The organism is Mesorhizobium sp. B2-7-2, from assembly GCF_006440775.1.
Lineage (GTDB): Bacteria > Pseudomonadota > Alphaproteobacteria > Rhizobiales > Rhizobiaceae > Mesorhizobium.
Genome location: NZ_VFTZ01000005.1, coordinates 26,938 through 52,536, shown reverse-complemented (window position 1 = coordinate 52,536; position 25,599 = coordinate 26,938). Strand labels below are relative to the sequence as shown.

At 63.6% G+C, this 25,599-nt stretch carries 26 protein-coding genes; 18 read left to right on the top strand and 8 right to left on the bottom strand.

Annotated elements, in window-relative coordinates; translation table 11 throughout:
• Positions 1–17: 17 nt before the first annotated feature.
• The 7 genes from FJ425_RS08710 (at position 18) to sufA (ending at position 7,225) form a co-directional block, all read left to right on the top strand.
• Positions 18–1,178 carry a cysteine desulfurase family protein gene (locus FJ425_RS08710; protein ID WP_140627525.1) on the top strand — a complete coding sequence of 387 codons (1,161 nt, stop codon included), beginning with the start codon at positions 18–20 and terminating at the stop codon, positions 1,176–1,178.
• A gap of 237 nt (positions 1,179–1,415) precedes the next feature.
• Positions 1,416–2,933, top strand: coding sequence for a Fe-S cluster assembly protein SufB (sufB, locus tag FJ425_RS08705; protein ID WP_140542626.1), 1,518 nt, complete (start codon positions 1,416–1,418; stop codon positions 2,931–2,933).
• Between the two features lie 26 nt (positions 2,934–2,959).
• On the top strand, positions 2,960–3,715 hold the full coding sequence (gene sufC / locus FJ425_RS08700; protein ID WP_140627527.1) for a Fe-S cluster assembly ATPase SufC: 756 nt from the start codon (positions 2,960–2,962) through the stop codon (positions 3,713–3,715).
• 25 nt (positions 3,716–3,740) lie between these two features.
• Entirely contained in the window at positions 3,741–5,012 is a 1,272-nt protein-coding gene (sufD, locus tag FJ425_RS08695; protein ID WP_140627528.1) for a Fe-S cluster assembly protein SufD, read from the top strand.
• Positions 5,013–5,072: 60 nt separating this feature from the next.
• Positions 5,073–6,353: a cysteine desulfurase gene (locus tag FJ425_RS08690; protein WP_246673187.1), complete on the top strand. Its 1,281-nt coding sequence runs from the start codon at positions 5,073–5,075 to the stop codon at positions 6,351–6,353.
• A gap of 5 nt (positions 6,354–6,358) precedes the next feature.
• Positions 6,359–6,751, top strand: coding sequence for an SUF system Fe-S cluster assembly protein (locus FJ425_RS08685; protein ID WP_095765178.1), 393 nt, complete (start codon positions 6,359–6,361; stop codon positions 6,749–6,751).
• Positions 6,752–6,844: 93 nt separating this feature from the next.
• On the top strand, positions 6,845–7,225 hold the full coding sequence (gene sufA / locus FJ425_RS08680; RefSeq protein WP_140627530.1) for a Fe-S cluster assembly scaffold SufA: 381 nt from the start codon (positions 6,845–6,847) through the stop codon (positions 7,223–7,225).
• 22 nt (positions 7,226–7,247) lie between these two features.
• Here the strand turns inward: sufA and FJ425_RS08675 are convergent, their stop codons facing one another.
• Together FJ425_RS08675 and FJ425_RS08670 are read right to left on the bottom strand one after the other, a co-directional pair.
• Entirely contained in the window at positions 7,248–7,706 is a 459-nt protein-coding gene (locus tag FJ425_RS08675; protein ID WP_140627532.1) for a RidA family protein, read from the bottom strand.
• 79 nt (positions 7,707–7,785) lie between these two features.
• Positions 7,786–8,283, bottom strand: a complete 498-nt coding sequence (locus tag FJ425_RS08670) for a GFA family protein (RefSeq protein ID WP_140627534.1) — start codon at positions 8,281–8,283, stop codon at positions 7,786–7,788.
• An 89-nt stretch (positions 8,284–8,372) separates the two neighbouring features.
• Between FJ425_RS08670 and FJ425_RS08665 the strand changes: the two genes are divergently transcribed.
• Both FJ425_RS08665 and FJ425_RS08660 read left to right on the top strand, forming a co-directional pair.
• Positions 8,373–8,696, top strand: a complete 324-nt coding sequence (locus tag FJ425_RS08665) for a TfoX/Sxy family protein (protein WP_140627536.1) — start codon at positions 8,373–8,375, stop codon at positions 8,694–8,696.
• Positions 8,697–8,862: 166 nt separating this feature from the next.
• Entirely contained in the window at positions 8,863–9,363 is a 501-nt protein-coding gene (locus FJ425_RS08660; RefSeq protein ID WP_140723071.1) for an N-acetyltransferase, read from the top strand.
• A 34-nt stretch (positions 9,364–9,397) separates the two neighbouring features.
• Here FJ425_RS08660 and FJ425_RS08655 read toward each other — a convergent pair whose 3' ends face one another.
• A complete protein-coding gene (locus FJ425_RS08655; RefSeq protein WP_140722770.1) occupies positions 9,398–10,315 on the bottom strand; it encodes a pseudouridine-5'-phosphate glycosidase in 918 nt (305 codons plus the stop codon).
• Between the two features lie 43 nt (positions 10,316–10,358).
• The gene (locus FJ425_RS08650; protein ID WP_140722767.1) at positions 10,359–11,297 is read right to left on the bottom strand and encodes a carbohydrate kinase family protein; all 939 of its coding nucleotides are present in this window, start codon (positions 11,295–11,297) and stop codon (positions 10,359–10,361) included.
• A 373-nt stretch (positions 11,298–11,670) separates the two neighbouring features.
• Here FJ425_RS08650 and recA point away from each other — a divergent pair, with 373 nt between their 5' ends.
• Complete coding sequence (gene recA, locus FJ425_RS08645) at positions 11,671–12,768, top strand: recombinase RecA (protein WP_095765184.1); 1,098 nt, start codon at positions 11,671–11,673, stop codon at positions 12,766–12,768.
• A gap of 427 nt (positions 12,769–13,195) precedes the next feature.
• Positions 13,196–15,865, top strand: coding sequence for an alanine--tRNA ligase (alaS, locus tag FJ425_RS08640; protein WP_140722764.1), 2,670 nt, complete (start codon positions 13,196–13,198; stop codon positions 15,863–15,865).
• Between the two features lie 233 nt (positions 15,866–16,098).
• Here the strand turns inward: alaS and FJ425_RS08630 are convergent, their stop codons facing one another.
• Both FJ425_RS08630 and FJ425_RS08625 read right to left on the bottom strand, forming a co-directional pair.
• Positions 16,099–16,725 carry a glutathione S-transferase family protein gene (locus FJ425_RS08630; RefSeq protein WP_140722761.1) on the bottom strand — a complete coding sequence of 209 codons (627 nt, stop codon included), beginning with the start codon at positions 16,723–16,725 and terminating at the stop codon, positions 16,099–16,101.
• Positions 16,726–16,803: 78 nt separating this feature from the next.
• A complete protein-coding gene (locus tag FJ425_RS08625) occupies positions 16,804–18,015 on the bottom strand; it encodes an NADP-dependent isocitrate dehydrogenase (protein ID WP_140722758.1) in 1,212 nt (403 codons plus the stop codon).
• 208 nt (positions 18,016–18,223) lie between these two features.
• Here FJ425_RS08625 and FJ425_RS08620 point away from each other — a divergent pair, with 208 nt between their 5' ends.
• The 3 genes from FJ425_RS08620 (at position 18,224) to murI (ending at position 20,728) form a co-directional block, all read left to right on the top strand.
• On the top strand, positions 18,224–19,072 hold the full coding sequence (locus tag FJ425_RS08620) for an RNA methyltransferase (RefSeq protein WP_140722755.1): 849 nt from the start codon (positions 18,224–18,226) through the stop codon (positions 19,070–19,072).
• Between the two features lie 81 nt (positions 19,073–19,153).
• Positions 19,154–19,759, top strand: a complete 606-nt coding sequence (locus FJ425_RS08615) for a hypothetical protein (RefSeq protein ID WP_140542639.1) — start codon at positions 19,154–19,156, stop codon at positions 19,757–19,759.
• Positions 19,760–19,927: 168 nt separating this feature from the next.
• Positions 19,928–20,728 (top strand): glutamate racemase, encoded by an 801-nt coding sequence (gene murI, locus FJ425_RS08610; protein WP_140542640.1) that lies wholly within the window; start codon positions 19,928–19,930, stop codon positions 20,726–20,728.
• On the opposite strand, the gene FJ425_RS08605 is transcribed toward murI, so the two are convergent.
• Entirely contained in the window at positions 20,725–22,122 is a 1,398-nt protein-coding gene (locus FJ425_RS08605; RefSeq protein WP_140722752.1) for an RNB domain-containing ribonuclease, read from the bottom strand. The two genes, murI and FJ425_RS08605, sit on opposite strands and share 4 nt — an antisense overlap.
• A 164-nt stretch (positions 22,123–22,286) precedes the next feature.
• Between FJ425_RS08605 and FJ425_RS08600 the strand changes: the two genes are divergently transcribed.
• A complete protein-coding gene (locus tag FJ425_RS08600) occupies positions 22,287–22,469 on the top strand; it encodes a DUF3008 family protein (RefSeq protein WP_095765193.1) in 183 nt (60 codons plus the stop codon).
• Positions 22,470–22,533: 64 nt separating this feature from the next.
• Here the strand turns inward: FJ425_RS08600 and FJ425_RS08595 are convergent, their stop codons facing one another.
• On the bottom strand, positions 22,534–22,737 hold the full coding sequence (locus FJ425_RS08595; RefSeq protein WP_140542642.1) for a hypothetical protein: 204 nt from the start codon (positions 22,735–22,737) through the stop codon (positions 22,534–22,536).
• Positions 22,738–23,098: 361 nt separating this feature from the next.
• Between FJ425_RS08595 and rpsD the strand changes: the two genes are divergently transcribed.
• The 3 genes from rpsD (at position 23,099) to FJ425_RS08580 (ending at position 25,584) form a co-directional block, all read left to right on the top strand.
• A complete protein-coding gene (gene rpsD / locus FJ425_RS08590; RefSeq protein ID WP_140627561.1) occupies positions 23,099–23,716 on the top strand; it encodes a 30S ribosomal protein S4 in 618 nt (205 codons plus the stop codon).
• Between the two features lie 166 nt (positions 23,717–23,882).
• Positions 23,883–24,767: a tRNA 2-thiocytidine(32) synthetase TtcA gene (gene ttcA / locus FJ425_RS08585; RefSeq protein ID WP_181164845.1), complete on the top strand. Its 885-nt coding sequence runs from the start codon at positions 23,883–23,885 to the stop codon at positions 24,765–24,767.
• Positions 24,757–25,584, top strand: coding sequence for an inositol monophosphatase family protein (locus tag FJ425_RS08580; protein WP_140627565.1), 828 nt, complete (start codon positions 24,757–24,759; stop codon positions 25,582–25,584). The genes ttcA and FJ425_RS08580 overlap by 11 nt, the downstream gene beginning before the upstream one ends.
• Positions 25,585–25,599 lie beyond the last annotated feature (15 nt).

Below are 25,599 nucleotides of genomic sequence, written 5' to 3'. Positions count from 1 at the left end.
GGACGAACTGAGCGAAAATGGCCGCAACCCGCGCCTATCTCGACTACAACGCCAGCACGCCGCTCATTGCGGAAGCGCGGGCAACGATGGTCGCCGCGCTCGATGCCGCCAACCCGTCATCGGTCCACGCGGAAGGGCGCGCCTCGCGCCGGCTGGTCGAGAACGCGCGCCGCGACGTGGCGCGGCTGGTCAACGCCAGGCCTGAACATGTCGTCTTCACGTCCGGCGCCACCGAAGCCGCCTCGACGCTGCTCACGCCCGACTGGCAGATGGGGCGCGGGGCTATCCGCATGAGCCATCTCTATGTCTCAGCGGCCGACCATCCCTGCATCCTGAATGGCGGCCGGTTTGCCGCGGCGCAGGTGACGAAGATCGGCGTCGACCGGAACGGCATTGCAGATATCGAGGCGCTGGCCGCCGCGCTTGCCGCGCATGATAAGGCCGCTGGCCTGCCGCTGGTGGCGATCCACGCCGCCAACAACGAGACCGGCGTTATCCAGCCGATCGCGCGCATCGGCGAGGTCGTCAAGGCCGCCGGCGGGGTGCTGGTCGTCGACGCCGTGCAGGCTGCGGGGCGGATTCCGCTCGATATGTCAATTCCTTATGCCGATTATCTGATCCTGTCCTCGCACAAGATCGGCGGCCCGAAGGGCGTCGGCGCGATCGTGGGGGCATCCGACCTGATGATGCCGCGCCCGCTGATCAATGGCGGCGGCCAGGAGAAGAGCCACCGCGCCGGCACGGAAAACGTCGCCGGGATCGCCGGTTTCGGCGCCGCGGCGCGTGCCGCGCTTGCCGCTCTCGCCGACATGGACGCCATCGCGAGCCGGCGCGACGAGGTCGAGGCGATTGTGCGCGACCTCGCGCCGGACGCGGAAATCTTCGGAAATGACGCTGCCAGGCTTGCCAACACGACATTCTTCGCTATTCCCGGCGTCAAGGCCGAAACGGCGCAGATCGCTTTCGATCTTGCCGGCGTCGCGCTGTCTGCGGGTTCGGCCTGCTCGTCGGGAAAAGTCGGGCCAAGCCATGTGCTGAAGGCGATGGGGCATGGCGACAGCCTGGGCGCGCTGCGCGTCTCGATCGGCCGTGCGACCGGCGCCGAGGATATCGCGGCGTTCCGGGCGGCACTGGCCGGCATCGTCGCCCGCCGCGCGGGCAAGGAAGAAGCCGCCTGACGGCGGAGCATTGGAGCGGGAAACGCCTTGCGGTTCTCGGATTTCCGCTGCTCGAACAAGAATTCGGGCTTTAGGGCCTGGTAGAGCCGTGCGTTTTGTCCTGGCCGGGTGAATTTCCGGCGGACACGCACTATATGGAGCTTACTCCGCCGCGAGTCCCTCCCTGGGACGCGATTTCGGCGGTGCCATAGTTTGAAAACTGCCGGGCCTTGACCCCGGCGTGGATGGAGAACGCTTATGCCTGCAGTGCAGGAGACGATCGATCGGGTTCGAAAGATCGACGTCGACCAGTATAAATATGGATTCCAGACAGAGATCGAGATGGACAAGGCCCCCAAGGGCCTGAGCGAAGACATCATTCGCTTCATCTCGGCCAAGAAGGATGAGCCGGACTGGATGCTGGAATGGCGTCTGGGGGCCTATCGCCGCTGGCTGACGCTGGAAGAGCCGACCTGGGCGCGCGTCCACTATCCGAAGATCGATTTCCAGGACATCCACTACTACGCCGCGCCGAAGAGCACGCCGGGGCCGAAGTCGCTGAGCGAAGTCGACCCTGAACTGCTCAAGGTCTATGAAAAACTCGGCATTCCGCTCAAGGAGCAGGAAATCCTGGCCGGCGTGCAGAAGACCGATGCCTCGGAGCTCGAGGAAGCCAGCGACAACGTCTACAAATCGGGCCGCGTCGCGGTCGACGCGGTGTTCGATTCCGTTTCGGTGGTCACCACCTTCAAGAAGGAGCTGGCTCAGGCCGGCGTCATCTTCTGCTCGATCTCGGAAGCGATCCGCGAGCATCCGGAGCTGGTGAAGAAATATCTCGGCTCCGTCGTGCCGACCTCGGACAATTTCTACGCGACGCTGAATTCGGCGGTGTTCACCGACGGTTCGTTCGTCTTCGTGCCGAAGGGCGTTCGCTGCCCGATGGAGCTGTCGACCTATTTCCGCATCAACGAGAAGAACACCGGCCAGTTCGAGCGCACGCTGATCATCGCCGAGGAGGGGGCCTATGTCTCCTATCTCGAAGGCTGCACGGCGCCGCAGCGCGACGAGAACCAGCTGCATGCCGCGGTGGTCGAGCTGATCGCGCTCGACGATGCCGAGATCAAATATTCGACGGTGCAGAACTGGTACCCCGGCGACGCCGAGGGCAAGGGCGGCATCTACAATTTCGTCACCAAGCGCGGCGATTGCCGCGGCGATCGCTCGAAAATCTCGTGGACACAGGTCGAAACCGGTTCGGCCATCACCTGGAAATATCCGAGCTGCATCCTGCGCGGCGACGATTCCAGCGGTGAGTTCTATTCGATCGCGGTGTCGAACGGCTACCAGCAGGTCGACAGCGGCACCAAGATGATCCATCTCGGCAAGAACACGTCGAGCCGCATCATTTCCAAGGGCATCGCCGCCGGTTTCTCGCAGAACACCTATCGCGGCCAGGTCTCGGCGCATCGCAAGGCGACCAACGCGCGCAACTTCACCAATTGCGATTCGCTTCTGATCGGCGACCAGTGCGGCGCGCATACCGTGCCTTATATGGAAGCCAAGAATTCGACGGCGCAGTTCGAGCACGAGGCGACGACCTCGAAGATCTCCGAGGACCAGAAGTTCTACGTCATGCAGCGCGGCATCCCCGAGGAAGAGGCGATCGCGCTGATCGTCAACGGCTTCGTCAAGGACGTCATCCAGCAGCTGCCGATGGAGTTCGCCGTCGAGGCGCAGAAGCTGATCGGCATCAGCCTCGAGGGTTCGGTCGGCTGACCGCAAAAGACATTCAGGAAGAAATCATGCTTGAAATCAAGAACCTGCACGCCCGCATCATCGACGATGGCACCGAGATCATCCGTGGGCTGAATCTCTCGGTGAAAGCCGGCGAGGTCGCCGCCATCATGGGTCCGAACGGTTCGGGCAAGTCGACGCTGTCATATATCCTCGCCGGCCGCGAGGACTATGAGGTGACGGAGGGCGACATCCTCTATAACGGCCAGTCGATCCTCGAGATGGATCCGGCCGAGCGCGCCACCGCCGGCATCTTCCTCGCCTTCCAGTATCCGATGGAGATACCGGGCGTCGCGACCATGGAATTCCTGAAGGTCGCGATGAACGAGCAGCGCAAGGCGCGCGGCGAGGAGCCGCTGAAGATCCCGGAATTCCTGAAGCGCGTGAAGGAGGCGGCAGCCTCGCTCAGCATGGACATGAACATGCTGAAGCGGCCGCTCAATGTCGGCTTCTCGGGCGGCGAGAAGAAGCGCGCCGAGATCCTGCAGATGAAGCTCTTGGAGCCAAAACTCTGCGTGCTCGACGAGACCGATTCCGGCCTCGACATCGACGCGCTGAAGATCGTCTCGGACGGCGTCAATGCGTTGCGTTCGCCCGACCGCGCCATCGTCGTCATCACCCACTACCAGCGCCTGCTCGAGCACATCGTGCCTGATACGGTGCACGTGCTCTACAGGGGCCAGGTCATCAAGTCGGGCGACAAGTCGCTGGCGCTCGATCTCGAGGCCAATGGCTATGCCGGCGTGATCGGGCAAGCCGCGTGACATGGGAGCGGTCGAGGCGAAAGTCATGAACATGCATGCACAGCCCCAGCGGACCTTGGCCGAGACGGCGCTGATCGATGCCTTCGGCGAACGGCTGTCGCTGCTGCCCGGCGACGGCGCGGTGATGGTCAAGCGCGACGACGCGATCGAGGCGATCAAGCACGGCCTGCCGACACGCCGCGTCGAATCCTGGCATTATACGGACCTGCGCCGGCTGCTGACGTCGGTGCCGGCTTTCGAGGCCGGCGCCGTCGTCAAAGCGCTTGCGCCGGTTCTTGAAGGGTCGGCGGTCCTACCGGTGCTGAACGGCGTCTCGCAGACGAAGCTGCCGGAGATCGACGGCGTGACAGTGCAGCGCCTGTCGGAGAAGCTGACCGACGGCAGCGCCGCGCCCGGGCTCGATTCCTATGGCAGCGATGACGCGATCGGCGCGCTGAACACGGCTTTCGTCGCCGACGGCTATTTCGTCGACATCGCCGACGGCGCCGAGTTGGAAGAGCCGGTCGAATTGCAGAACCTGCAGGCCGGCGGCCAGTCGCATGTGCGGCTCTTGGCGCGTGTCGGGGCCGGCGCCAAGGCAGTCGTCGTCGAGCGCCAGACGGGCGAAGGCGACGAGGCGCTCGTCTCTTCGGTCAGCCAGCTCGTGATCGGCGACGGCGCCGAGGTGACCTGGCTGATCGTGCAGGAGCAGCCGGACACGGCCACGCATCTCGCACAGTTCAAGGCGCATATCGGCAAGGACGCCAAGCTGACGCTGTTCGTCATGAACGCCGGCGGCAGGCTCGTTCGCCAGGAGGTCGTCGTCAGGACGACAGGCGAGGGCGCCGACTTCAAATTGCGCGGCATCAATCTTCTCGCCGGCGACACCCACACCGACGTGACCATGGTGCTCGACCATGCCGTGCCGCACACGACGTCGACCGAAGTGATCCGCAACGTGGTGACCGGCAAGGCGCGCGGCGTCTTCCAGGGCCGCATCAACGTGCATCAATACGCGCAGAAGACCAACGCCAAGATGGCCTGCAACACGCTGCTTCTGTCTGACGACGGCGAGTTCTCGACCAAGCCGGAGCTGGAGATCTTCGCCGACGACGTCGTCTGCGGCCATGGCGCAACCGTCACCGAGATCGACCACGACCATCTGTTCTACCTGATGGCGCGCGGCATCGACGAGAAGTCGGCGCGGGGTCTTCTGGTCAAGGCGTTCGTCGCCGAAGTGATCGAGGAACTGGACGACGAGGCGCTGGTCGAAGCGTTGGAAGCCCGGCTCGACGGCTGGTTTTCGACGCACGGGTAATTGGTACTGACGTCATCCTCGGGCTTGTCCCGAGGATCTGCGGCGTTTCGGAGTAAAGTGATGGTCGATTCCGTCGATGAGAAGGCAATAGATCCTCGGGACAAGCCCGAGGATGACGGCCGCCCATACGACGTCGAGGCGATCCGCCGCGACTTCCCGATCCTGTCGCGCCAGGTCTATGGCAAGCCGCTGGTCTATCTCGACAACGGCGCCTCGGCGCAGAAGCCGCAGGTGGTGCTCGACACCATCCAGCACGCCTATTCCCAGGAATACGCCAACGTGCATCGCGGCCTGCATTTCCTGTCGAACGCCGCGACGGACGCCTATGAGAATGCGCGCAAGTCGGTGCAGCGGTTTCTCAATGCGCCGAGCACCGACAACATCGTCTTCACCTCCAACACCACATCGGCGATCAACACGGTCGCCTATGGCTGGGGCATGCCGCGGATCGGCGAGGGCGACGAGATCGTGCTGTCGATCATGGAGCATCACTCCAACATCGTGCCGTGGCATTTCATCCGCGAGCGGCAGGGCGCCAAGCTCGTCTGGGTGCCGGTCGACGATCTCGGCGCCTTCCACATCGAGGAATTCGAAAAACGCCTGACCGACCGCACCAAGCTGGTTGCCATCACCCAGATGTCCAATGCGCTGGGCACGGTGACGCCGATCAAGGAGATCGTGCGCATCGCGCATTCGCGCGGAATTCCCGTGCTCGTCGACGGCAGCCAGAGCGCCGTGCACATGCCGATCGACGTGCAGGATCTCGACTGCGATTTCTTCGTCTTCACTGGCCACAAGGTCTATGGCCCGTCGGGCATCGGCGTGCTCTACGGCAAAAAGGACAGGCTGGAACAGATGCGGCCCTTCATGGGTGGCGGCGAGATGATCGAGGAGGTGACGGAGGACATCGTCACCTACAACGAGCCGCCGCACCGCTTCGAGGCCGGCACGCCGCCGATCGTGCAGGCGATCGGCCTGGGCGCCGCGCTCGACTACATGGAGAAGGTCGGCCGCGAGCGCATCGCCGCGCATGAGGCGGACCTCAAGACTTACGCGCATGAGCGGCTGCGCGCCATCAACTCGCTGCGCATCTTCGGCGACGCGCCCGGCAAGGGCGCCATCATCTCGTTCGAATTGCAAGGTATCCATGCGCATGACGTGTCGATGGTGATCGATCGGCAAGGTATCGCGGTCCGGGCCGGAACGCATTGCGCCCAGCCGCTGTTGAAACGCTTCGGCGTCACCTCCACATGCAGGGCATCGTTCGGCATGTATAATACCAGGGCCGAAGTCGACGCTTTGGCCGAGGCGCTGGAAAAGGCGCGAAAGTTCTTCGGGTGACGATGATGGACGACGTGAGCACCACCGCGGAAAAAGCGCCGGAAACGGCCGCGAACGGCATCGTTTCGGCCTCGGCGATCCCCGCCGACGAGCTGGCGCGGCTGACCGACGACATCGTTTCGGCGCTGAAGACCGTCTACGACCCGGAAATCCCGGCCGACATCTACGAGCTCGGCCTCGTCTACAAGATCGACATCGAGGACGACCGCTCAGTCAAGATCGACATGACGCTGACCGCGCCGGGCTGCCCGGTGGCGGGCGAGATGCCGGGCTGGGTCGAGAACGCCGTCGGCGCCGTGGAAGGCGTGTCCGGTGTCGAGGTCGCTATGGTGTTCGATCCGCCATGGACGCCCGACCGGATGTCGGAAGAGGCGCAGGTCGCGGTCGGATGGTATTGAGGCCTGTACCTTGCGCCAGTTGTAAAACTTCACCATTTTAGGTGAGAATCATTCGGCAGGCGTTGAACCTGCATGGAATGGAGTAGGAAAGATATGGGACGCTTCGCCGTCATCACGATGACCGAAAAGGCCGCCGACCGGGTGCGCGAGATCGTCGCCACGCGGGAAGGTGCGCATGGCATCCGGCTCGGCATCAAGAAGGGCGGCTGCGCCGGCATGGAGTACACGGTTGACCTTGTGACCGAGCCGAATCCCAAGGACGACCATATCGAGCGCGACGGCGCGCATGTCTATGTCGCGCCGGAGGCGGCACTTTTCCTGTTCGGCACCGAGATGGATTTCGAGCAGACGACGCTGCGCACCGGCTTCACCTTCAAGAATCCGAACCAGAGCTCGGCCTGCGGCTGCGGCGAATCCGTCGAGCTGAAGCCGGCCGACCTCAAGGCGCTTGCCGAGGCACGCGCCTCGGCTTGACCAGGCCCGCCAGCGCTTCCACTCAGTCCGGCAGCGCGGCGATGACGACAAGCTCGACGACGAGGTCAGGTTGCGCCAGGGCGGCGACACCGATCACCTCCGATGGCGGCGGGTTGTTGTAGCTGCAATGCTTCGGGCAATGTTCGGCAAAGAATTCGTCCAGCACGTCCAGACGAAAGTTGGGTGAGCTGAGAACGCCGCCGGACGGAAAAGGCCCTTTGACGTAGAACGTCACCTTGACCAGGTGGTCGAGCGAGCTGCCGAGTTCCTCCAGATCCGACTTGACGTTGGCCAGGATTTCGCGCCACTGCGTTGCCGCGTCGCCGACAGCGCCGCCCTGGTGTTTCGACGGATCGTAGTCGTCGACGGTGGCGGTGTTGCCGGACAGAAAAACATATCCCTTGGCGTCCGAGACGACCGTGCCCTTGCCCCAAGGCATCAAACGATCGCCTTTGAATTTCTTGTGCGTCGTGAGGTTCATTTCTGCCTCCTGTCGCCAGACAGCTGGCTTGATATTATTCCCGGGCGGAAAACCGCTGCGCAGCTTTGCTGGAATTGCCCTAATCAACCCACATGCCGGTTCTCTTGTGCCAGTCGGCGATCGATTCCTCCGGATAGACGTCGAATACCTTGTCGTTCTTGCCGACGACCGGCTCGACCCAGTTCGCCTTGTATTTCAGCATCAGATGCACCTTTTCCGGCGGTTTCGGCAGGTCGGTGTCGATCGCCGAAGCGAAGGGGTGAACGAGGTCCGGCCACGTCGGGTCGTAGAGCCAGAGTGCTGCGCCGCATTTCCTGCAGAAATTGCGCTCGCCGGTCGAGACCTCGCAATGCGGATGCTCGTCATCCTCGATCTCGGCCCGGTAGACGCCGAGATTGCGCTTGCCCCTGGTATCAAGCGTCTCGTAGTCGGCGCCGAGATTGATGGCGAAACCGCCGCCGCCTTGCTGCTTGCGGCAGATCGAGCAGTAGCAGAGCATGAACGGCACGGGCGTGTGGCTTTCCACCTCGAAGCGGACGGCGCCGCAGCGGCAGGAGCCTTTGAGCAGGACGGGCATGACGGGAACTCCGTTTCCAGGTTTCAACCTGTCAGCATGCTTTTGGTTGCGGCGATGACAAGGCCGGTGACGGATGAGATGATCGCGGCATGGACAATGCGCGTCTTGAAGAACTGTTCGAAAGCCTGGGACCGATCGCCATCCGAAAACTGTTCGACGGCAAGGGCATCTATTGCGACGGCGTCATCGTCGCGGTCGTCGTGCGTGGCGAGTTGATGCTGAAGGCGGACGAGGAGAGCATCCCAGACTTCGAAGCCGCCGGCTGCCGCCAGTGGACCTATACCGGCTCGCGTCGCGGCAAGGAGGTGGCGATGCCATATTGGAGCGTTCCCGACGAGGCCTTCGACGATCCGGACGAGATGGCGGTGTGGGCGCAGCGGGCTTATGAAGCGGGACGAAGGGCGGGGAAGTAATAACCCCGGCGTTAAAATTCAGCCAGCAGCTGGCACGCCAATGCCGGCGGAAGCGGTCATTGGCGACCTTGCTGAGAGAACGGTAGTTTGCAAGTCTGTATCGTCGCGGCGAGATTTCCGCAGCGCTCAAGAACCTGATTTAACCGTACTTAAAGCCCAATTTTTCATGGCAGTAATCATTAGACCAGAGCAACCTGGCGACGTGCGGGTCATTCACGACCTGACTATTGCCGCTTTCGAACCCATGTCGTTTAGCGATGGTTCGGAGGCCCCGATCATTACCGCGTTGCGGAATGATGGCGACCTGACGGTTTCACTTGTTGCCGTCAGCGGCGGAGACATTGTGGGACACGTGGCCTTCTCACCAGTGACAATTGGAGCTGAAAGCCATGGATGGTACGGGCTTGGTCCGGTATCTGTATGGCCGGATAAGCAGCGGCAAGGCATCGGAAGTGCATTGATTAACGAAGGGCTTGCAATCCTCAGGGCGAACGGAGCAAAAGGCTGCGTGTTGATCGGTGATCCGGCCTATTACGGGCGCTTCGGCTTCAGAAGCGACGGCAACTTGAGCTATCAAGATCTGCCCGCGCAATATGTGCAATCACTGCCTTTCCAGAGCGAACCCGCCAACGGACAGCTGAAATTCAGCCCTGCATTCAACCGGTAGAACGGATTCAAAGCTGAGGGGATTAGATTCTGCCCTATAAAGCTTTGGCGATCTCCGCCGCCAGCCGCGCATTGTTCTCGACCAGCGCGATGTTGGTCTTGAGGCTGCGGCCGCCGGTCAGCTCCAGGATCTTCGACAAAAGGAACGGCGTCACCGCCTTGCCGGTGACGTTTTGCGCCTCGGCCGCTTTTTGCGCGGCCTGGATATAGCCGTCCATCTCGGCGGCCGGGATTTCGTCATTCTGCGGCACCGGGTTGGCGACGAGGATGCCGCCGCCCAAGCCCAGCGCCTGACGCGTGCGGTAAAAATGCGCGATGTCTTCCGGCGCATGAAGGGTCAGCGGCGCGCGGAAGGGCGACTGCCTCGACCAGAAGGCGGGCATCGTCTCGCAGCCATGGCCGATAACCGGCACGCCGCGCGTTTCCAGGACTTCCAGCGTCTTTTCGATGTCTAGGATCGCCTTGGCGCCGGCCGAGACGACGATGACCGGCGTGCGCGCCAGCTCGTCGAGGTCGGCAGAGACATCGAAGCTTTTCTCAGCGCCCTTGTGGACGCCGCCGATGCCGCCGGTGGCGAACACTTTTATGCCGGCCATATGCGCGGCGATCATGGTGGCGGCGACCGTGGTGCCGCCGGTACGCGTTTGAGCGACCGCGAAACCGAGATCGGCGCGCGACAGCTTCATGGCGTCGCCCGTCATGGCAAGCGATTCGCGCTCGCCGTCGGAGAGGCCGATCTTGATGCGGCCCTCGACCACGGCGATCGTCGCCGGTACCGCGCCGCCATCGATGATGATCTGCTCGACCTTGGCAGCCATGGCGCCATTGTCGGGGTAGGGCATGCCGTGGGTGATAATGGTGCTTTCCAGCGCCACCACCGGCCGGCCGGCGGCAAGCGCCTCCGCCACGGGCGGATGGATATCGACGAAAGGGCGGGCGGTATCAGGCGTCATGGCTGTCTCCGATCCGAAGGGATTGCTCCGGCAGTGGATGGCCCTATGCCACTTCCCGCGGCTCCGGCACAAGGGCAAGCGCCTGCGTGAAGTTGGCGATCGTGAAGGACGGCACCGCCTGCGGGCACTCTATGGCGAGCATCGCCGCGGCAAGGCCTTCGCGCAGCGCGGCGCGCAATGGCAGGCCGCGCAGCAAGGCGGCGACGGTTGCGCCGGTCAAGGCGTCGCCGGCGCCGGTCACGTCGGCCACCTTGCGCGCCGTGGGCGGGTCGATCTCGAAGATTCCGGTGTCGTCGAAGCCCAGCACCGGAGCGCTGCCGGACGTGACCACGCCGGCATTCAGGCCTGCGCGCCTGAGCGCGTCGACAAGGGTCTTGCCGGATGGTCCCGCGCCGACCAGCGCGGCGGCTTCGCGGCGGTTCATGAAGAGCAGCGACAGACGGTCGAGCAGCGGCGCCAGGCGGACGACCTTGGCCGGCGAGACGGCGATGGCGAAGACCGGCCGACCGCCGGCAAGCGCCAGCAGGCGCTCCAGCGCGGCCGTCGGCAGGTTGGCATCGCACAGGATGGCGTCGGCGGCGGCGATCGCCTCGCGCACCTTGGCACGCCTTATTTGCTTGGGGAAGGCAAGGTCGTAGAGCGCCATGTCGGCAAGCCCGACGATCAACTCGCCTTCGGCATCGATCAGCGCCGTGTAGCTCGGCGTCGTGCGGTCGAGGAACACCACCGAAAGGTCTTTTATCCCCGCGCTGTCGATCGCCGAGGCGACCGTGTCCGCCGCAGCGTCACCGCCACGCACCGAGATCAGCGAGGCCGACACGCCGCGCTTCACCACGCTGCGCAGCGCGTTGAAAACCACGCCGCCGACGTCCTCGCGCATGATGCCGGGATTCGAAGCCGCGGGCACATAGACGCCCGAAACCTGGCCGCGCCGGTCGATATGGGCGCCGCCAAGCGCCAAGATTGTGGGGGATGTCGGCATTTCGGGTCGGTGACTTTCGTTGGTCGTGCGGCTGCGCACACTAGAGCGGTTCAGCGTTTCACGGAATCGCCGAACTGCCCTAAGTCTTTATCCTGGACGGAAAACCGCTACGCACTTTTCCTGCAATTGGTCTAGGTTTCCTCAGGTCGCCCTGCAATCGGGGTCGCGATTCGGACGGCCGGATATCGAAATCTCTTCTGGACCGGTGGTTGCACCCCGTACCAGCCCTGGTGAGACAAAAATAGAACAAATCCAGATATTGATTATTTTTCAGATATTTGTTGCCCCTTGCCAAATGAGAACAAAAAAGGTACAAAACAAGCAGGGATCACGGATTGTCCGGCCTTCATTGACGACCAAGGGGTGATGTATCATGGCTCAGAATTCTTTGCGGCTTGTAGAGGATAAGGCAGTGGACAAATCAAAGGCTCTGGACGCGGCGCTGTCGCAAATCGAGCGCGCGTTCGGCAAGGGCTCGATCATGCGGCTCGGCGCCAACGAGCAGGTGGTCGAGATCGAAACCGTGCCGACCGGCTCGCTCGGCCTCGATATCGCGCTCGGCGTCGGCGGCCTGCCGCGCGGCCGCATCATCGAGATCTACGGGCCGGAAAGCTCGGGCAAGACGACGCTGGCGCTGCACACGGTGGCGGAAGCCCAGAAGAAGGGCGGCATCTGCGCCTTCGTCGATGCCGAGCACGCGCTCGATCCGGTCTATGCCCGCAAGCTTGGCGTCGACCTCGAGAACCTTTTGATCTCGCAGCCCGACACCGGCGAGCAGGCGCTGGAGATCTGCGACACGCTGGTGCGTTCGGGCGCCATCGACGTGCTGGTCGTCGACTCGGTGGCGGCACTGACGCCGCGCGCTGAAATCGAAGGCGAGATGGGCGATTCGTTGCCCGGTCTTCAGGCTCGCCTGATGAGCCAGGCGCTGCGCAAGCTGACCGCCTCGATCTCGCGTTCCAACACCATGGTCATCTTCATCAACCAGATCCGCATGAAGATCGGCGTCATGTTCGGCTCGCCCGAGACGACCACCGGCGGCAACGCGCTGAAATTCTACGCCTCGGTGCGCCTCGACATCCGCCGCATCGGCTCGGTCAAGGACCGCGACGAGGTCGTCGGCAACCAGACCCGCGTCAAGGTGGTGAAGAACAAGCTGGCCCCGCCCTTCAAGGTGGTCGAGTTCGACATCATGTATGGCGAGGGCGTGTCGAAGACCGGCGAGCTGATCGATCTCGGCGTCAAGGCCGGCGTCATCGAGAAGTCGGGCGCCTGGTTCTCCTACAATTCCCAGCGCCTCGGCCAGGGTCGCGAGAACGCAAAACTGTTCCTGCGCGACAATCCCGACACGGCGCGTGAGGTCGAGCTTGCATTGCGCCAGAATGCCGGGCTGATCGCTGAGAAATTCCTCGAGAATGGCGGCTCGGAAGGCGGTGACGACGGTTTCGAGGACGAAGCCGGCGCCCTGTAAAGTGTGTTTACGCCTGGGATTTTGCGCTCTGCGCGACCCGAGGGCGGCTGAGAATAGTTGGTTGGCTTAGCCGGAGTTCGGCCACAATCCTGGTTTATCGTCTTATGCTTATGTAACCGAGTTCTTGTATTGCGTAACCCGAACCGCCGGCCTTCGTGCCGGCGGTTTTGCGTTTCGCGGGCAGCGCTGAGCCGCCGCTCGTCGGCCGATTGGCCACGCTGCAATGAATTCAGGCAATGCGCTTTGGTCCATGCTTATGCATGTCGTTTTCCCAAAACCGCTTGCGCAGTTTTGAGCGACACGCCTGTTTTGCGTGTTTCTGGACAGGCACAAGAGCTATCGCTAAAAGGCCAATCTATCTTCTGAAACACCAAAGCCCATTTGCCGCCGGCCGGGCCGGCGGTTCTTGCGAAAAAGGCAGTATGCAATGAGTGGCGTGAACGACATCCGGTCGACATTCCTCGACTACTTCCGCAAGGAGGGCCACGAGATCGTCGCCTCCAGCCCGCTGGTGCCGCGCAACGATCCGACGCTGATGTTCACCAACGCCGGCATGGTGCAGTTCAAGAACGTCTTCACGGGCCTGGAGAAGCGTCCCTATTCGCGGGCCTCTACCGCGCAAAAGAGCGTGCGCGCCGGCGGCAAGCACAACGACCTCGACAATGTCGGCTACACCGCGCGCCATCTGACCTTCTTCGAGATGCTCGGCAATTTCTCGTTCGGCGACTATTTCAAGGAGCGCGCGATCGAGCTTGCGTGGAACCTGATCACCAAGGGTTTCGGCCTCAAGAAGGACAAGCTGCTCGTCACCGTCTACCATACCGACGACGAGGCGGCGACTTACTGGAAGAAGATCGCCGGCTTCTCGGACGATCGCATCATCCGGATTCCTACCTCGGATAATTTCTGGGCGATGGGCGACACCGGCCCCTGCGGCCCGTGCTCGGAAATCTTCATCGATCGCGGCGAGCATATCTGGGGCGGACCGCCCGGCAGCCCGGAAGAGGATGGCGACCGGTTCCTGGAATTCTGGAACCTGGTGTTCATGCAATACGAGCAGGTGACCAAGGATGAGCGCGTCGACCTGCCGCGTCCCTCGATCGACACCGGCATGGGCCTGGAGCGCATGGCCTCTATCCTGCAGGGCGTCGAAAGCGTCTTCGAGACCGACCTGTTCAAGCATCTGATCGACGCTGCGTCCTCCGCGCTCGGCCAGGGGCCAAGCCAGGAGAACGTCGGGTCGTACCGCGTCATCGCGGATCATCTGCGCTCGTCCTCGTTCTTGGTGGCCGACGGCGTGCTGCCGTCCAACGAGGGGCGCGGCTATGTGCTGCGCCGCATCATGCGCCGTGCCATGCGCCACGCGCAGCTGCTGGGCGCCAAGGAGCCGCTGATGTGGCAGCTGGTGCCGTCGCTGGTGCGCGAGATGGGCCAGGCCTATCCCGAGCTCGTGCGCGGCGAGGCGCTGATCACCGAAACGCTGAAGCTTGAGGAAACACGCTTCCGCAAGACACTGGTGCGCGGCCTCGGCCTGCTTTCGGACGCGACCGAGACGCTCAAAGCCGGCGACATGCTGGACGGCGAGACGGCCTTCAAGCTCTACGACACCTATGGCTTCCCGCTCGATCTGACGCAGGATGCGCTGCGCCAGCGCAGCATCTCGGTCGATATCGCCGGCTTCACCGACGCGATGGAGCGGCAAAAGGCCGAGGCGCGCGCGCATTGGGCTGGCTCGGGCGAGGCCGCGACCGAAACGGTATGGTTCTCGGTACGCGAAAAGACCGGCGCGACCGAATTCCTCGGCTATGAGACCGAGCAAGCGGAAGGCATCGTCCAGGCCCTGGTCAAGGACGGCAAGACCATCGACAGCGCTAGCCAGGGCGATGCGGTCGCCGTGGTCGTCAACCAGACGCCGTTCTACGGCGAATCCGGCGGTCAGATGGGCGACACCGGCGTGATTTCCGGCGAGGGTTTTTCAATCGAGATCTCGGACACGCAGAAGAAGGCCGATGGTTTGTTCGTGCATCTCGGCAAGGTGGCCAAAGGCACGGTCAAGACGGGTGATGCCGTCGAGCTGAAGGTTGATCATGCCCGCCGCTCGAGGCTGCGCGCCAACCACTCCGCGACGCATCTCGTCCACGAGGCGCTGCGCGAGGTGCTGGGCACCCACGTCGCGCAGAAGGGCTCGCTGGTTGCGCCCGAAAGGCTGCGCTTCGACATCTCGCACAACAAGCCGATCTCGGCCGAGGATCTCGAGGAGGTCGAGCGCATGGCCAACGAGATCGTCGTGCAGAACAGCCCGGTAACGACGCGGCTGATGTCGGTCGACGACGCGATCGCCGAGGGCGCCATGGCGCTGTTCGGCGAGAAATACGGCGACGAGGTGCGTGTCGTGTCGATGGGCACCGGCCTGCATGGCGCCAAGGCCAATCGGCCTTATTCCGTCGAGCTTTGCGGCGGCACGCATGTGAAATCGACCGGCGATATCGGCCTGGTGCGCATCCTGTCGGACAGCGCGGTGGCGGCCGGTGTGCGCCGCATCGAAGCGCTGACCGGCGAGGCGGCGCGCAAGCATCTGGACGAGCAGGACAGGCGGCTGAAAGCCGCGGCAGCGACCTTGAAAATCGCGCCGGCCGATGTGCCGTCGCGCGTCGAAACATTGCTTGAAGAGCGCAAGAAGCTCGAAAAGGAGCTTACGGAAGCGCGCAAGAAACTGGCGCTTGGCGCAGGCCCAGCCGTATCCGATGCTCCGCCCACCAACGAGACTGTCGCAGGCGTCGGCTTCCTCGGCAAGGCGGTCAGCGGCGTCGCGCCGAAGGACCTGAAGCCGCTGGCGGATGCCGGCAAGAAGACGCTCGGCTCCGGCGTGGTCGTCTTTGTCGGCGCCGGCGAGGACAACAAGGCAAGCGTGGTCGTTGGCGTCACCGACGATCTGACCGGCCGCTTCAGCGCCGTCGATCTCGTCCGCGTCGCGTCCGCCGCGCTTGGCGGCCAGGGCGGCGGCGGCCGGCCCGACATGGCGCAGGCCGGCGGCCCCGACGCGTCGAAGGCCAACGACGCGATCGCGGCGGTGAGAGCGGCGCTGGAGGCAGCTTAAGCGAGCGGGTTTGAATTTACCGCACGCTTGGCGGGACAGCGCCCCCCTCTGTCCTGCCGGACATCTCCCCCACAAGAGGGGAGATTAGCTGCGTCAGCCACTCGCCTTTTTCTGCGCGGTTATATTTCAACGTGGGAGATTGGCGAAAGCCGATGCGCCGTCCGATCTCTCCCCAAGTGGGGGAGATGTCCGGCAGGACAGAGGGGGCTGTCCCTTGACCGTCCTGATTCTTATCAGCCAGCCTTTTCTGTCCGCGCAAAGCTCGACCGTCCAGCTATTCGCGCATACCAATCCCGGATATCCGCAAAGCGCGCCAGCAGATCGCGTCCTTCCGCGACCTTGAGGAAATAGGCGATGATCGGCGCCGCGTGCAGGTCGGCCAGTGTCAGTTGCTCGCCTAGCAGCCACGGGCCCTTAGCCTTCAGCGAGGTCAGAACCTTGAGCACCGTCTCAGCCCGGCTCAGCCCGCCGGCAATCAGCGCCTCATCCGGCGGCACCTTCTCCAGCCGCTCGACCGCCACGTCCCAGACCATGGCGCGATAACCATAGGCGTCGAGCATGCCGCTGATCTGGACCGTCCTGGCGCGGCCGCGCGCGTCGGCCGGCTGCAAGGCCGGGCCGTCGAAGGCTTCGTCGACATAGCGCGTGATCGCACCGGTCTCGAACAGACGAAAACCGTCGTGCTCGAAGGCCGGTATGCGGCCGAACGGATGATGCTCCAGATACCAGGCGGGAATGCCCTCGGCAGCGAAGATGTCGAGCGGCACCAGCTCGTAGACGACGCCCTTCTCCTCCAGCGCCATCCGCGCGATGCGCACATAAACGCTGTAGTCCGCGCCGTAGAGAGTTGGCTTGGCCATCGATCAGCTCTCCCTGCGCTCGTCGGAGTATCGAAAAAGAAGGCTCCTTTCGGAGCCTTCTGTATGCCGAATGTGGGTTTACCCCATGGCCTTCTGCAAATTCTCGTCGATCTTGTCGAGGAAGCCGGTGGTCGAGAGCCAGGGCTGGTCGGGACCGATCAGCAGCGACAGGTCCTTGGTCATGAAACCGCTCTCGACCGTCTGGATGCAGACCTTCTCCAGCGTCTCGGCGAAGCGCTTGAGCTCGGCATTGTCGTCGAGCTTGGCGCGGTGGGCGAGGCCGCGCGTCCAGGCGAAGATCGAGGCGATCGAATTGGTCGAGGTTTCCTCGCCCTTCTGGTGCTGGCGGTAGTGGCGCGTCACGGTGCCGTGTGCGGCTTCCGCCTCCACCGTCTTGCCGTCCGGCGTCATCAGCACCGAGGTCATCAGGCCGAGCGAGCCGAAGCCTTGCGCCACGGTGTCGGACTGCACGTCGCCGTCATAGTTCTTGCAGGCCCAGACATAGCCGCCCGACCATTTCAGGCTGGAGGCGACCATGTCGTCGATCAGGCGGTGCTCGTACCAGAGCTTCCTTGCCTTGAACTCGGCCTCGAACTCCTTCTCGTACACCTCCTGGAAGATATCCTTGAAGCGGCCGTCATAGGCTTTGAGAATGGTGTTCTTGGTCGACAGGTAGACCGGGAAGTTGCGCAACAGGCCGTAGTTCAGCGAGGCGCGGGCAAACTCGCGGATCGACTCGTCGAGATTGTACATAGCCATGGCCACGCCGGCGCCCGGCGCGTCATAGACGTCGTGCTCGATCACCTGGCCATCCTCGCCGACGAACTTGATCGTCAGCTTGCCCTTGCCGGGGAAGCGGAAGTCGGTGGCGCGGTACTGGTCGCCGAAAGCATGACGGCCCACGACGATCGGCTTGGTCCAGCCCGGCACCAGGCGCGGCACGTTCTTCATGATGATCGGCTCGCGGAAGATGGTGCCGCCGAGGATGTTGCGGATGGTGCCGTTGGGCGACTTCCACATCTTCTTCAGCTTGAATTCCTCGACGCGCGCCTCGTCGGGGGTGATCGTCGCGCATTTCACGCCGGCGCCCCATTTCTTGATGGCATTGGCCGAATCGACCGTCACCTGATCGTTGGTGGCGTCGCGGTGCTCGATGCCGAGGTCGTAATATTCCAGCTTCAGGTCGAGATAGGGGTGGATCAGCTTGTCCTTGATGAACTGCCAGATGATGCGGGTCATCTCGTCGCCGTCGAGCTCGACGACCGGGTTCGCCACCTTGATCTTCGCCATGGAAAGAATGCCTCGTTGCTGGGGGATCTGAACGGCCTTGCCCGCATGGCTTCGGCCGGGGATGCGGAGCGTATATCAAAGGCTTTTTCAGCGCGCAAACCGCGATCCGCGCCGTGGCAGACGGGTGCCGCTGTTGTGAATGCTTCATTTTCCGGTCCGGATGTGGCAGGGGACGCCGAAACGCCGCAAACCCCGGTTACCCAAAGCCATGCCAGCCTTCGAAGACACAACCAAGATCGCTTCCGCCGGACCGGCGATCATCCTGGTCGAGCCGCAGCTCGGCGAGAATATCGGCATGGTCGCGCGGGCCATGGCGAATTTCGGCTTGTCCGAGCTCAGGCTGGTCAACCCGCGCGACGGCTGGCCGAGCGAGAAGGCGCGCGCAGCCGCCAGCCGCGCCGACCACGTCATCGACGCTACCCGGGTCTTCGACGATCTGCCCTCGGCGGTCGCCGACCTGAACTTCGTCTTCGCCACGACAGCGCGCGAGCGCGACGGCTTCAAGCCGGTGCGCGGTCCGGTGGAAGCGGGCAGGGCGCTCAGGGCGCGCAGCGAGGCGGGGCTGCGCACCGGTATCCTGTTCGGCCGCGAGCGCTTCGGCCTCTATAATGACGAGGTCGGGCTCGCCGACGAGATCGTCACCTTTCCGGTCGATCCCAGCTTTTCCTCACTCAACATCGCCCAGGCGGTGCTGCTCATGTCCTATGAATGGATGAAGTCCGGCCTCGCCGACGAGACACAGACCAACTTCTCCGGGCCGGAGCTGGCGCCGGCGCCCAAGGAGCAGCTGCACAGCCTGTTCGCCTACCTCGAGAACGCGCTGGAAGCGCGCGGCTATTTTCGCCCCGAAGAAAAGAAGCCGAAGATGGTCGACAATCTGCGCGCGGTGCTGACGCGCGCGGGCTTCGCCGAACCCGAGATCAAGGTTCTGCGCGGCATCATCTCCTCGCTCGACCGGTTCTCGCCGGCCATGCCGCGGGGCGATGGCTCGCCCGGGGACGATCCGAGACGGTTGCCGGCCGGCGCGCGCAGTCGCGCCAAAGACGAAGAAAGTTAAGATCGGTAAGCTGCGAGCATTTGAAGTAACCGAATTTTATTCGGTTGCGCCTCATCCTTGCTGCAATAGTGGGGGTGGCACATGTTTACGTCCAATATTGGTCGACTGCGCTTTTTCCTTTACTCTCTCGGTCTCGCCGTAGCCGAAACCGTGGTGATCGTCATCTGCATTGTCAGCACGATCGGCTTCGAAGGGCTGATCAATTCAGGACCCGGCCCGGCGCGCCAGGGCATGGCAGGCGCGGTGCTCATCGCCTCCCTCATCTTCGTCGCGCTTCGCGGCAACATCGCCTCGTGCCGCTCCCGCGACGCCAACGGACGCCGCTGGATCCTGTGGGCCTACATCGCCCTTTCGGCCGTCTATGCCCTTCTGCAGGCAGGCGTGCTGCTGGTCGTCAAATTCGACGATCCCGAGAGCATTCCCGGCGGGCTGAACCTGCTTGGGCTTTCGGTATTCGGCCTCTGGTGCACGATTTGGTGGGCGAAGCCCGTCGCGGGCAGCAACATCGATGAATTGACCGATGTCTTCGACTTCGATGGCCCGCTGCCGGCATCGACGCGCGCCGCACGCACCGCTGTGCCGGCCGCTCCACGCGCCGCGGTTGCCGCTTCAGCCGCTCGCATTCCGCCCGCGCCGCAGCCCTTCGGCAGGCCGCGCCCCGCCGGTTTCGGCAAGCGCGGGATATGAGTGAGACAGAGCATGATGTCGTCCGAAAACCGCTTCACACTTTTCGGCATCCTGCTCTAGCGATTGCGCGAAAGCTGCTCGCATTCGCCTCTTCAAGACCACGATCATTCGCGATAGAAGCGCGTCGGTCCAATTCCGGGCCCTGCCGCTTCTTATAACCGGATGACAATGAGCGATCGATCAAGCCAGCGCCCGATCCTGATGTTCGATTCAGGCGTCGGCGGGCTGACCGTGCTGCGCGAGGCGCGCGTGCTGATGCCCGACCGCCGCTTCGTCTATGTCGCCGACGACGCGGCTTTTCCCTATGGCGCCTGGGAGGAACCGGCGCTCCAGGAACACATTCTTGCGCTGTTCGGCAAACTGCTCGACCGACTTCAGCCGGCGATTTCGGTCATTGCCTGCAACACCGCCTCGACCCTGGTGATCGATGCGCTGCGCGACAAATTCCCCGGTCATCCCTTTGTCGGCACCGTTCCGGCGATCAAGCCGGCCGCCGAACGCACCCGCTCCGGCCTGGTCTCGGTGCTGGCGACGCCCGGCACGGTGAAGCGCCAATACACGCGCGACCTGATCAGCAAGTGGGCGCAGAAATGCCATGTGCGCCTGGTCGGCAGCGATCGGCTGGCGGGGCTGGCCGAGATCTATATGCGCCAGGGTTTCGTCGACGAGGAAGCCGTGCGCGCCGAAACTGCGCCCTGCTTCATCGAGCGCGACGGCAACCGCACCGACATCGTCGTGCTTGCCTGCACGCATTACCCGTTCCTCGCCAACCGCATGCGCAAGACCGCGCCCTGGCCGGTCGACTGGATAGATCCCGCCGAGGCGATTGCGCGGCGCGCCATGTCGCTGCTCGAACCCGTTGGGGAGACATCCGGCGACAGCGAGCCCGATCTGGCCGTCTTCACCTCGGGCAAGGTGGATTTCGCCACGAGGCGGCTCATCCAGGGTTTTGGGCTGACCGCACCTTAGTGCTCAAGGGGGGTGGCGGGCTCGAAGACGATGCTGCGCTGATCCGGGTCGGCCGAGACCAGCTTTAGCGTCAGGCCGTCTCCCTGCCGGAGCCCTGAGGCCCTTACATTGGCAACGACAGGCACATCGGCAAGCTGCACGCGCACGCCATGGTCGACGAAGTCGGTGACGATGGCCTTGAACGTCTCGCCCTCATGTCCCTTGAGCATGACGGCCTCGGCAAGGTCGATGGCAGCGTGATTAATCTGCGAGGCGCGGGCATCCGCACGCCCCATCACCTTCGGCAATCTGGCGAAGGCGTCGGTGACGGCCTGCGGCACGGGCTGGCCGTTGGCGATCGCCAGCGCGCAGCGCACGACGTAGCGGTCGGCCAGCCGCCTGAGCGGCGCGGTGGCATGCGCGTAGGTCGCGGCCATCGCCTCATGCCAGGGGACGATGCCCTCCTGATAGGGTTGGTAGGACGCGCCATTGCCCGCGCGGCGGATTTCCAGCATTAGCGCCGCCTGTTTCGGGTCGGCCGGATCGAGTGTGCGTTGATAGTCGCGCAAGCTGGTGGAGGCTGGCCAGGGCAGGCCGAGCGCCTGTGCCGCGTTGCGCAGCCTTTGCACCTTGGAAGCATCCGGCCCCGACATCACCCGGAACAACCCGGTCTTGTGCGCCAGCATGGCGTCGGCAATCGCGATATTGGCGGCCAGCGAAAGTGCTGCATTGTCCTGCTCGGATTGCTGCAGCGGCCTGAACGAAAGCCGGAACGTGCCGTCGACGAGCCTTTCCACCTCCTGCTCGGGCGGATCGACGCGCGAAGCGCCGCGGCGCTCTTCGTTCGTCGCCATGCGCCGCGCCAGTTCCGCGAAGCCGGCCGGAACGTCGGCGGCCTTGACGCTGTCATAGGCGAGCTTGGCGCGGCTTTGAATGATTGCCCGCTCCGCGCCGTCCAGCTTCACCGCACCGTCTCCAGCAACCCGAACCGTGAAGACGACCGCCGGACGCGGTCCATCGGGCAACAGGCTCGCCGCGGCCTCGGCAAGCAGTGGCGGGTAGAGCCCGGTCTTGCCGTCCGGCAGATAAAACGTCTCGCCCCGGCCCCAGGCTTCGCCATCAATCGTATCGCCGTCCTCGACGAACCAGGCCACGTCGGCAATGGCATAGTGCAGGAGAAGATCGCCGCCGCTGACCTCGATCGAGAAGGCCTGGTCGAGATCGGTGGAACTCGCCGGATCGAGTGTGACGAAGGGTATTGCCGTCCGGTCGGCATGCTGCCCGGGCACACGCTTTGCCGCCGCCTCCGCCGCGGCCACTACCGCAGTCGGAAATCCATCCGGCACATGGAATTCTGCGCGGATTTTCGCAAGGCCGGTGGAGAGCGCCTGTGAGGGATCGGTAAGCGATTTCATGCAACCGTCCTACACTGGCATTCCGGGCGCGGGAAGGCTTGCCGGCGATACCGCCAAGGCCGGCTGTCTGACGAGCGGCTCAAGCGGACCGGCGGGCCGAGCCGCTGCCGCTGGAACTGCCGGTTCAGCCCGGCGTTTCTTCTCACAGCAAAGGAGAAATCGCCATGCCCGCCAAATCGCAAGCCCAGCAAAAGGCTGCCGGCGCAGCGCTGTCCGCCAAGCGCGGCGAGACGAAGAAGAGCGAGCTCAAGGGCGCTTCGCGCGAAATGTATGAATCGATGAGCGAAAAGCAGCTCGAAGAGTTCGCCGAGACCAAGCGCAAAAGTCTGCCCAGCAAGAAGTCGTAGGTCGAATGAAAGGCCCGCGGCGTCGGCCGCGGGCCTCCGTCAACCCCTTTTGGCGCAAGATGAGCTAGCGGCGCCACCAGCAGCGTTTGGTCTTGTAGCGGATGACGTGGCGATGGCCGTGGCGCCAGACCACTCTTTTCGTCACCACGACGCGGCATATCTGCCTGTGGCCGCTCCAATGCCTGGCCATGGCAGGTTCCGGCGTCATGACCGCCATAGATCCCGCCAATACGGCGGCCCCGGTCAGGGTAAGGAAGAACTTCTTCATGGGAATTCCTCTGCTCCAGTCCCTTCATTAAGATGGCAGAGCAGCGCGGCTCCTTGAAAGCACAAGCCGCTCTGCTGCCGACGGCCTTCGCCACAACCGGCACCGCACGCCACGCGGGAAATGTTATCGGGTTGCGACCCGCGCTGCCAGCCGTAAGCTTGACACCGGTTAAATCTCTGTTTAACAGGCCCACCAACACCGGGTGGCGACGCCCGGTGGTTTCTTTTGACGTGTCCCGTGGGTTTTCCGTCGCTTTGCGTGGAAAACCCTGTCAGGTCTCGAAAACGGAGGCCAGAGGAGGGCGCGTTTCCTTCGCCCGGAGCCATGGGGTTCCGGGTATATTGTTTTGAAAGGGAATGCGATGAGCAAGCGCGAATCCGCGAAATACAAGATCGACCGCCGTCTCGGCGAAAATATCTGGGGCCGCCCGAAGTCCCCGGTCAACAAGCGTGAATACGGCCCCGGCCAGCACGGCCAGCGCCGCAAGGGCAAGCTTTCCGACTTCGGCCTGCAGCTGCGCGCCAAGCAGAAGCTGAAGGGTCATTATGGCGACGTTTCGGAAAAGCAGTTCCGCAAGGTTTATGAAGAGGCCAACCGCCGCAAGGGTGACACCTCCGAGAACCTGATCGGCCTGCTCGAGTCGCGTCTCGACGCTGTGGTCTACCGCGCCAAGTTCGTACCGACCATCTTCGCCGCCCGTCAGTTCGTCAACCACGGCCATGTCAACGTCAACGGCAAGCGCACGAACATCGGCTCGTATCGCTGCAAGCCGGGCGACGTTATCGAGGTGCGCGAGAAGTCGAAGCAGCTCGTCATTGTGCTGGAATCGGTCGGCCTCGCCGAGCGCGACGTGCCGGACTACATCGAAGCCGACCACAACAAGATGACCGCGACTTTCGCTCGCGTTCCCGGCCTTTCGGACGTTCCGTTCGCCGTGCAGATGGAACCGAACCTGGTCGTCGAATTCTACTCGCGCTGATCGGTATCAATCAGCCGCAGCATTCAAGGCCGCCTCTCGAGGCGGCCTTTTCTTTGGCGGTCAGGGCTATTCACTTCGGCCGCATTTATGCGACGCCATGTGATTTCACTCGGCTGCAAAATGCTCTAAAGCCGAGCGCTGACAACGCGGAGCCGGCGCCATGAATATGCTGCCAGATGTCAAAACGCTCGACCCGATCGGCGACGAGACCGACGGCGGTTTCCACCCGCTGTTTCGCGACGTGCCGTCCTCGGTCGAGTTCAACAAGCTGCGCAAGCGGCTCTTGAGGCTCACCCGCCAGGCGATCGAGGATTTCGCCATGGTGAAGCCGGGCGAACGCTGGCTGGTGGCGCTGTCGGGCGGCAAGGATTCCTACGGCCTGCTGGCGCTTTTGCTCGACCTCAAATGGCGCGGCCTGCTGCCGGTCGAACTGCTTGCCTGCAATCTCGACCAGGGCCAGCCGAATTTCCCGAAGCACATCCTGCCCGACTATCTCAACGGCAACGGCATCGCCCACCGCATCGAATACCAGGACACCTATTCGGTGGTGACCGAAAAGCTGCCGCAGGGCAGCACCTATTGCTCGCTCTGCTCGCGGCTGCGGCGCGGCCATCTCTACCGCATCGCGCGCGAGGAAGGGTGCTCGGCGCTGGTGCTTGGCCATCACCGCGAGGATATTCTCGAGACCTTCTTCATGAACCTGTTCCATGGCGGGCGTCTTGCCGCCATGCCGCCCAAGCTTCTCAATGACGAGGGCGACGTCATGGTGCTGCGGCCGCTCGCCTATAGCGCTGAGGCCGATCTCGAAAGATTCGCCATCGCGATGAAATTTCCGATCATCCCGTGCGATCTGTGCGGCAGCCAGGAAGGGCTGCAGCGCAACGCCATGAAGGCGATGCTCGACGACATCGAGAAGCGCATGCCGGGCCGCAAGGACACGATGATCCGCGCCATGGCCAATGTAAGGCCCTCGCATCTCCTGGACAGGAAGCTGTTCGACTTCGCGGGGCTCGACTCAAACCCAGGACAAGACATACCCGATGCGATTTGACGATAACGCGATCGACTGGCTGGCCGAGCTTCTCGCCGATGCCGCAAACGCCGAAATCATGCCGCGCTTCCGCCGGCTGGGCGAGGGTGACGTGCGCCAGAAGACATCCGCCGCCGACCTCGTCACCGAGGCGGACGTCAACGCCGAGAGGCTGATCACCGCCAGGCTGCGCGAGCGCTATCCCGACGCCATGGTGGTCGGCGAGGAAGCCTGCTCCGACAATCCGGCGCTGCTGTCGGGGCTTGGCGATGCCGCGCTTGCCTTCGTCATCGATCCGGTCGACGGCACCTTCAACTTCGCGTCCGGCGTGCCGCTGTTCGGCGTCATGGCCGGCGTGGTCGTCAACGGCGAGACCGTCGCCGGCATCATCCATGATCCGGTGGGCAAGGACTGGCTGATCGGGTCCAAGGGCGCCGGCAGCCATATCCGCCACGCGCATGGCGCGCTGGAGAAGGTTCGCGTCGCGGCACCGGTGCCGATGTCGCAGATGACCGGTTCCGTTTCCTGGCAGTTTCTCCAAGAGCCTGAACGCTCGCGGCTTGCCCGCAACCAGACCAAGACGCTGTCGCAATTCGCCTATCGCTGCGCGGCGCATGAATACCGGCTTCTGGCCAGCGGCCATGCCCATTTCGTGCTCTACAACAAGCTGATGCCCTGGGATCATCTGGCGGGCGCGCTGATCCATCAGGAAGCCGGCGGCCATGTCGCGCGCGTCGACGGCAGCGCCTACCTGCCCTCGCATGTCGATGGCGGCCTGCTGGTGGCACCGGACAAGCAAAGCTGGGACGAGTTGCGTCGCGAGCTCTGGGCGGAATAGGGCAATCCTGCTGCG

Coding starts and splice junctions, on each gene's coding strand:
- sufA (WP_140627530.1), top strand. CDS start 6,845: ATGGGACGCTTCGCCGTCATCACGATGACCGAAAAGGCCGCCGACCGG.
- sufB (WP_140542626.1), top strand. CDS start 1,416: ATGCCTGCAGTGCAGGAGACGATCGATCGGGTTCGAAAGATCGACGTC.
- FJ425_RS08595 (WP_140542642.1), bottom strand. CDS start 22,737: ATGAAGAAGTTCTTCCTTACCCTGACCGGGGCCGCCGTATTGGCGGGA.
- FJ425_RS08650 (WP_140722767.1), bottom strand. CDS start 11,297: ATGCCGACATCCCCCACAATCTTGGCGCTTGGCGGCGCCCATATCGAC.
- recA (WP_095765184.1), top strand. CDS start 11,671: ATGGCTCAGAATTCTTTGCGGCTTGTAGAGGATAAGGCAGTGGACAAA.
- sufD (WP_140627528.1), top strand. CDS start 3,741: ATGAACATGCATGCACAGCCCCAGCGGACCTTGGCCGAGACGGCGCTG.
- FJ425_RS08670 (WP_140627534.1), bottom strand. CDS start 8,283: ATGCCCGTCCTGCTCAAAGGCTCCTGCCGCTGCGGCGCCGTCCGCTTC.
- FJ425_RS08675 (WP_140627532.1), bottom strand. CDS start 7,706: ATGAACCTCACGACGCACAAGAAATTCAAAGGCGATCGTTTGATGCCT.
- murI (WP_140542640.1), top strand. CDS start 19,928: ATGAGCGATCGATCAAGCCAGCGCCCGATCCTGATGTTCGATTCAGGC.
- FJ425_RS08710 (WP_140627525.1), top strand. CDS start 18: ATGGCCGCAACCCGCGCCTATCTCGACTACAACGCCAGCACGCCGCTC.
- FJ425_RS08600 (WP_095765193.1), top strand. CDS start 22,287: ATGCCCGCCAAATCGCAAGCCCAGCAAAAGGCTGCCGGCGCAGCGCTG.
- FJ425_RS08625 (WP_140722758.1), bottom strand. CDS start 18,015: ATGGCGAAGATCAAGGTGGCGAACCCGGTCGTCGAGCTCGACGGCGAC.
- FJ425_RS08605 (WP_140722752.1), bottom strand. CDS start 22,122: ATGAAATCGCTTACCGATCCCTCACAGGCGCTCTCCACCGGCCTTGCG.
- FJ425_RS08685 (WP_095765178.1), top strand. CDS start 6,359: ATGGACGACGTGAGCACCACCGCGGAAAAAGCGCCGGAAACGGCCGCG.
- FJ425_RS08655 (WP_140722770.1), bottom strand. CDS start 10,315: ATGACGCCTGATACCGCCCGCCCTTTCGTCGATATCCATCCGCCCGTG.
- sufC (WP_140627527.1), top strand. CDS start 2,960: ATGCTTGAAATCAAGAACCTGCACGCCCGCATCATCGACGATGGCACC.
- FJ425_RS08690 (WP_246673187.1), top strand. CDS start 5,073: ATGGTCGATTCCGTCGATGAGAAGGCAATAGATCCTCGGGACAAGCCC.
- alaS (WP_140722764.1), top strand. CDS start 13,196: ATGAGTGGCGTGAACGACATCCGGTCGACATTCCTCGACTACTTCCGC.
- FJ425_RS08620 (WP_140722755.1), top strand. CDS start 18,224: ATGCCAGCCTTCGAAGACACAACCAAGATCGCTTCCGCCGGACCGGCG.
- FJ425_RS08630 (WP_140722761.1), bottom strand. CDS start 16,725: ATGGCCAAGCCAACTCTCTACGGCGCGGACTACAGCGTTTATGTGCGC.
- FJ425_RS08580 (WP_140627565.1), top strand. CDS start 24,757: ATGCGATTTGACGATAACGCGATCGACTGGCTGGCCGAGCTTCTCGCC.
- ttcA (WP_181164845.1), top strand. CDS start 23,883: ATGCTGCCAGATGTCAAAACGCTCGACCCGATCGGCGACGAGACCGAC.
- FJ425_RS08665 (WP_140627536.1), top strand. CDS start 8,373: ATGGACAATGCGCGTCTTGAAGAACTGTTCGAAAGCCTGGGACCGATC.
- FJ425_RS08660 (WP_140723071.1), top strand. CDS start 8,863: ATGGCAGTAATCATTAGACCAGAGCAACCTGGCGACGTGCGGGTCATT.
- rpsD (WP_140627561.1), top strand. CDS start 23,099: ATGAGCAAGCGCGAATCCGCGAAATACAAGATCGACCGCCGTCTCGGC.
- FJ425_RS08615 (WP_140542639.1), top strand. CDS start 19,154: ATGTTTACGTCCAATATTGGTCGACTGCGCTTTTTCCTTTACTCTCTC.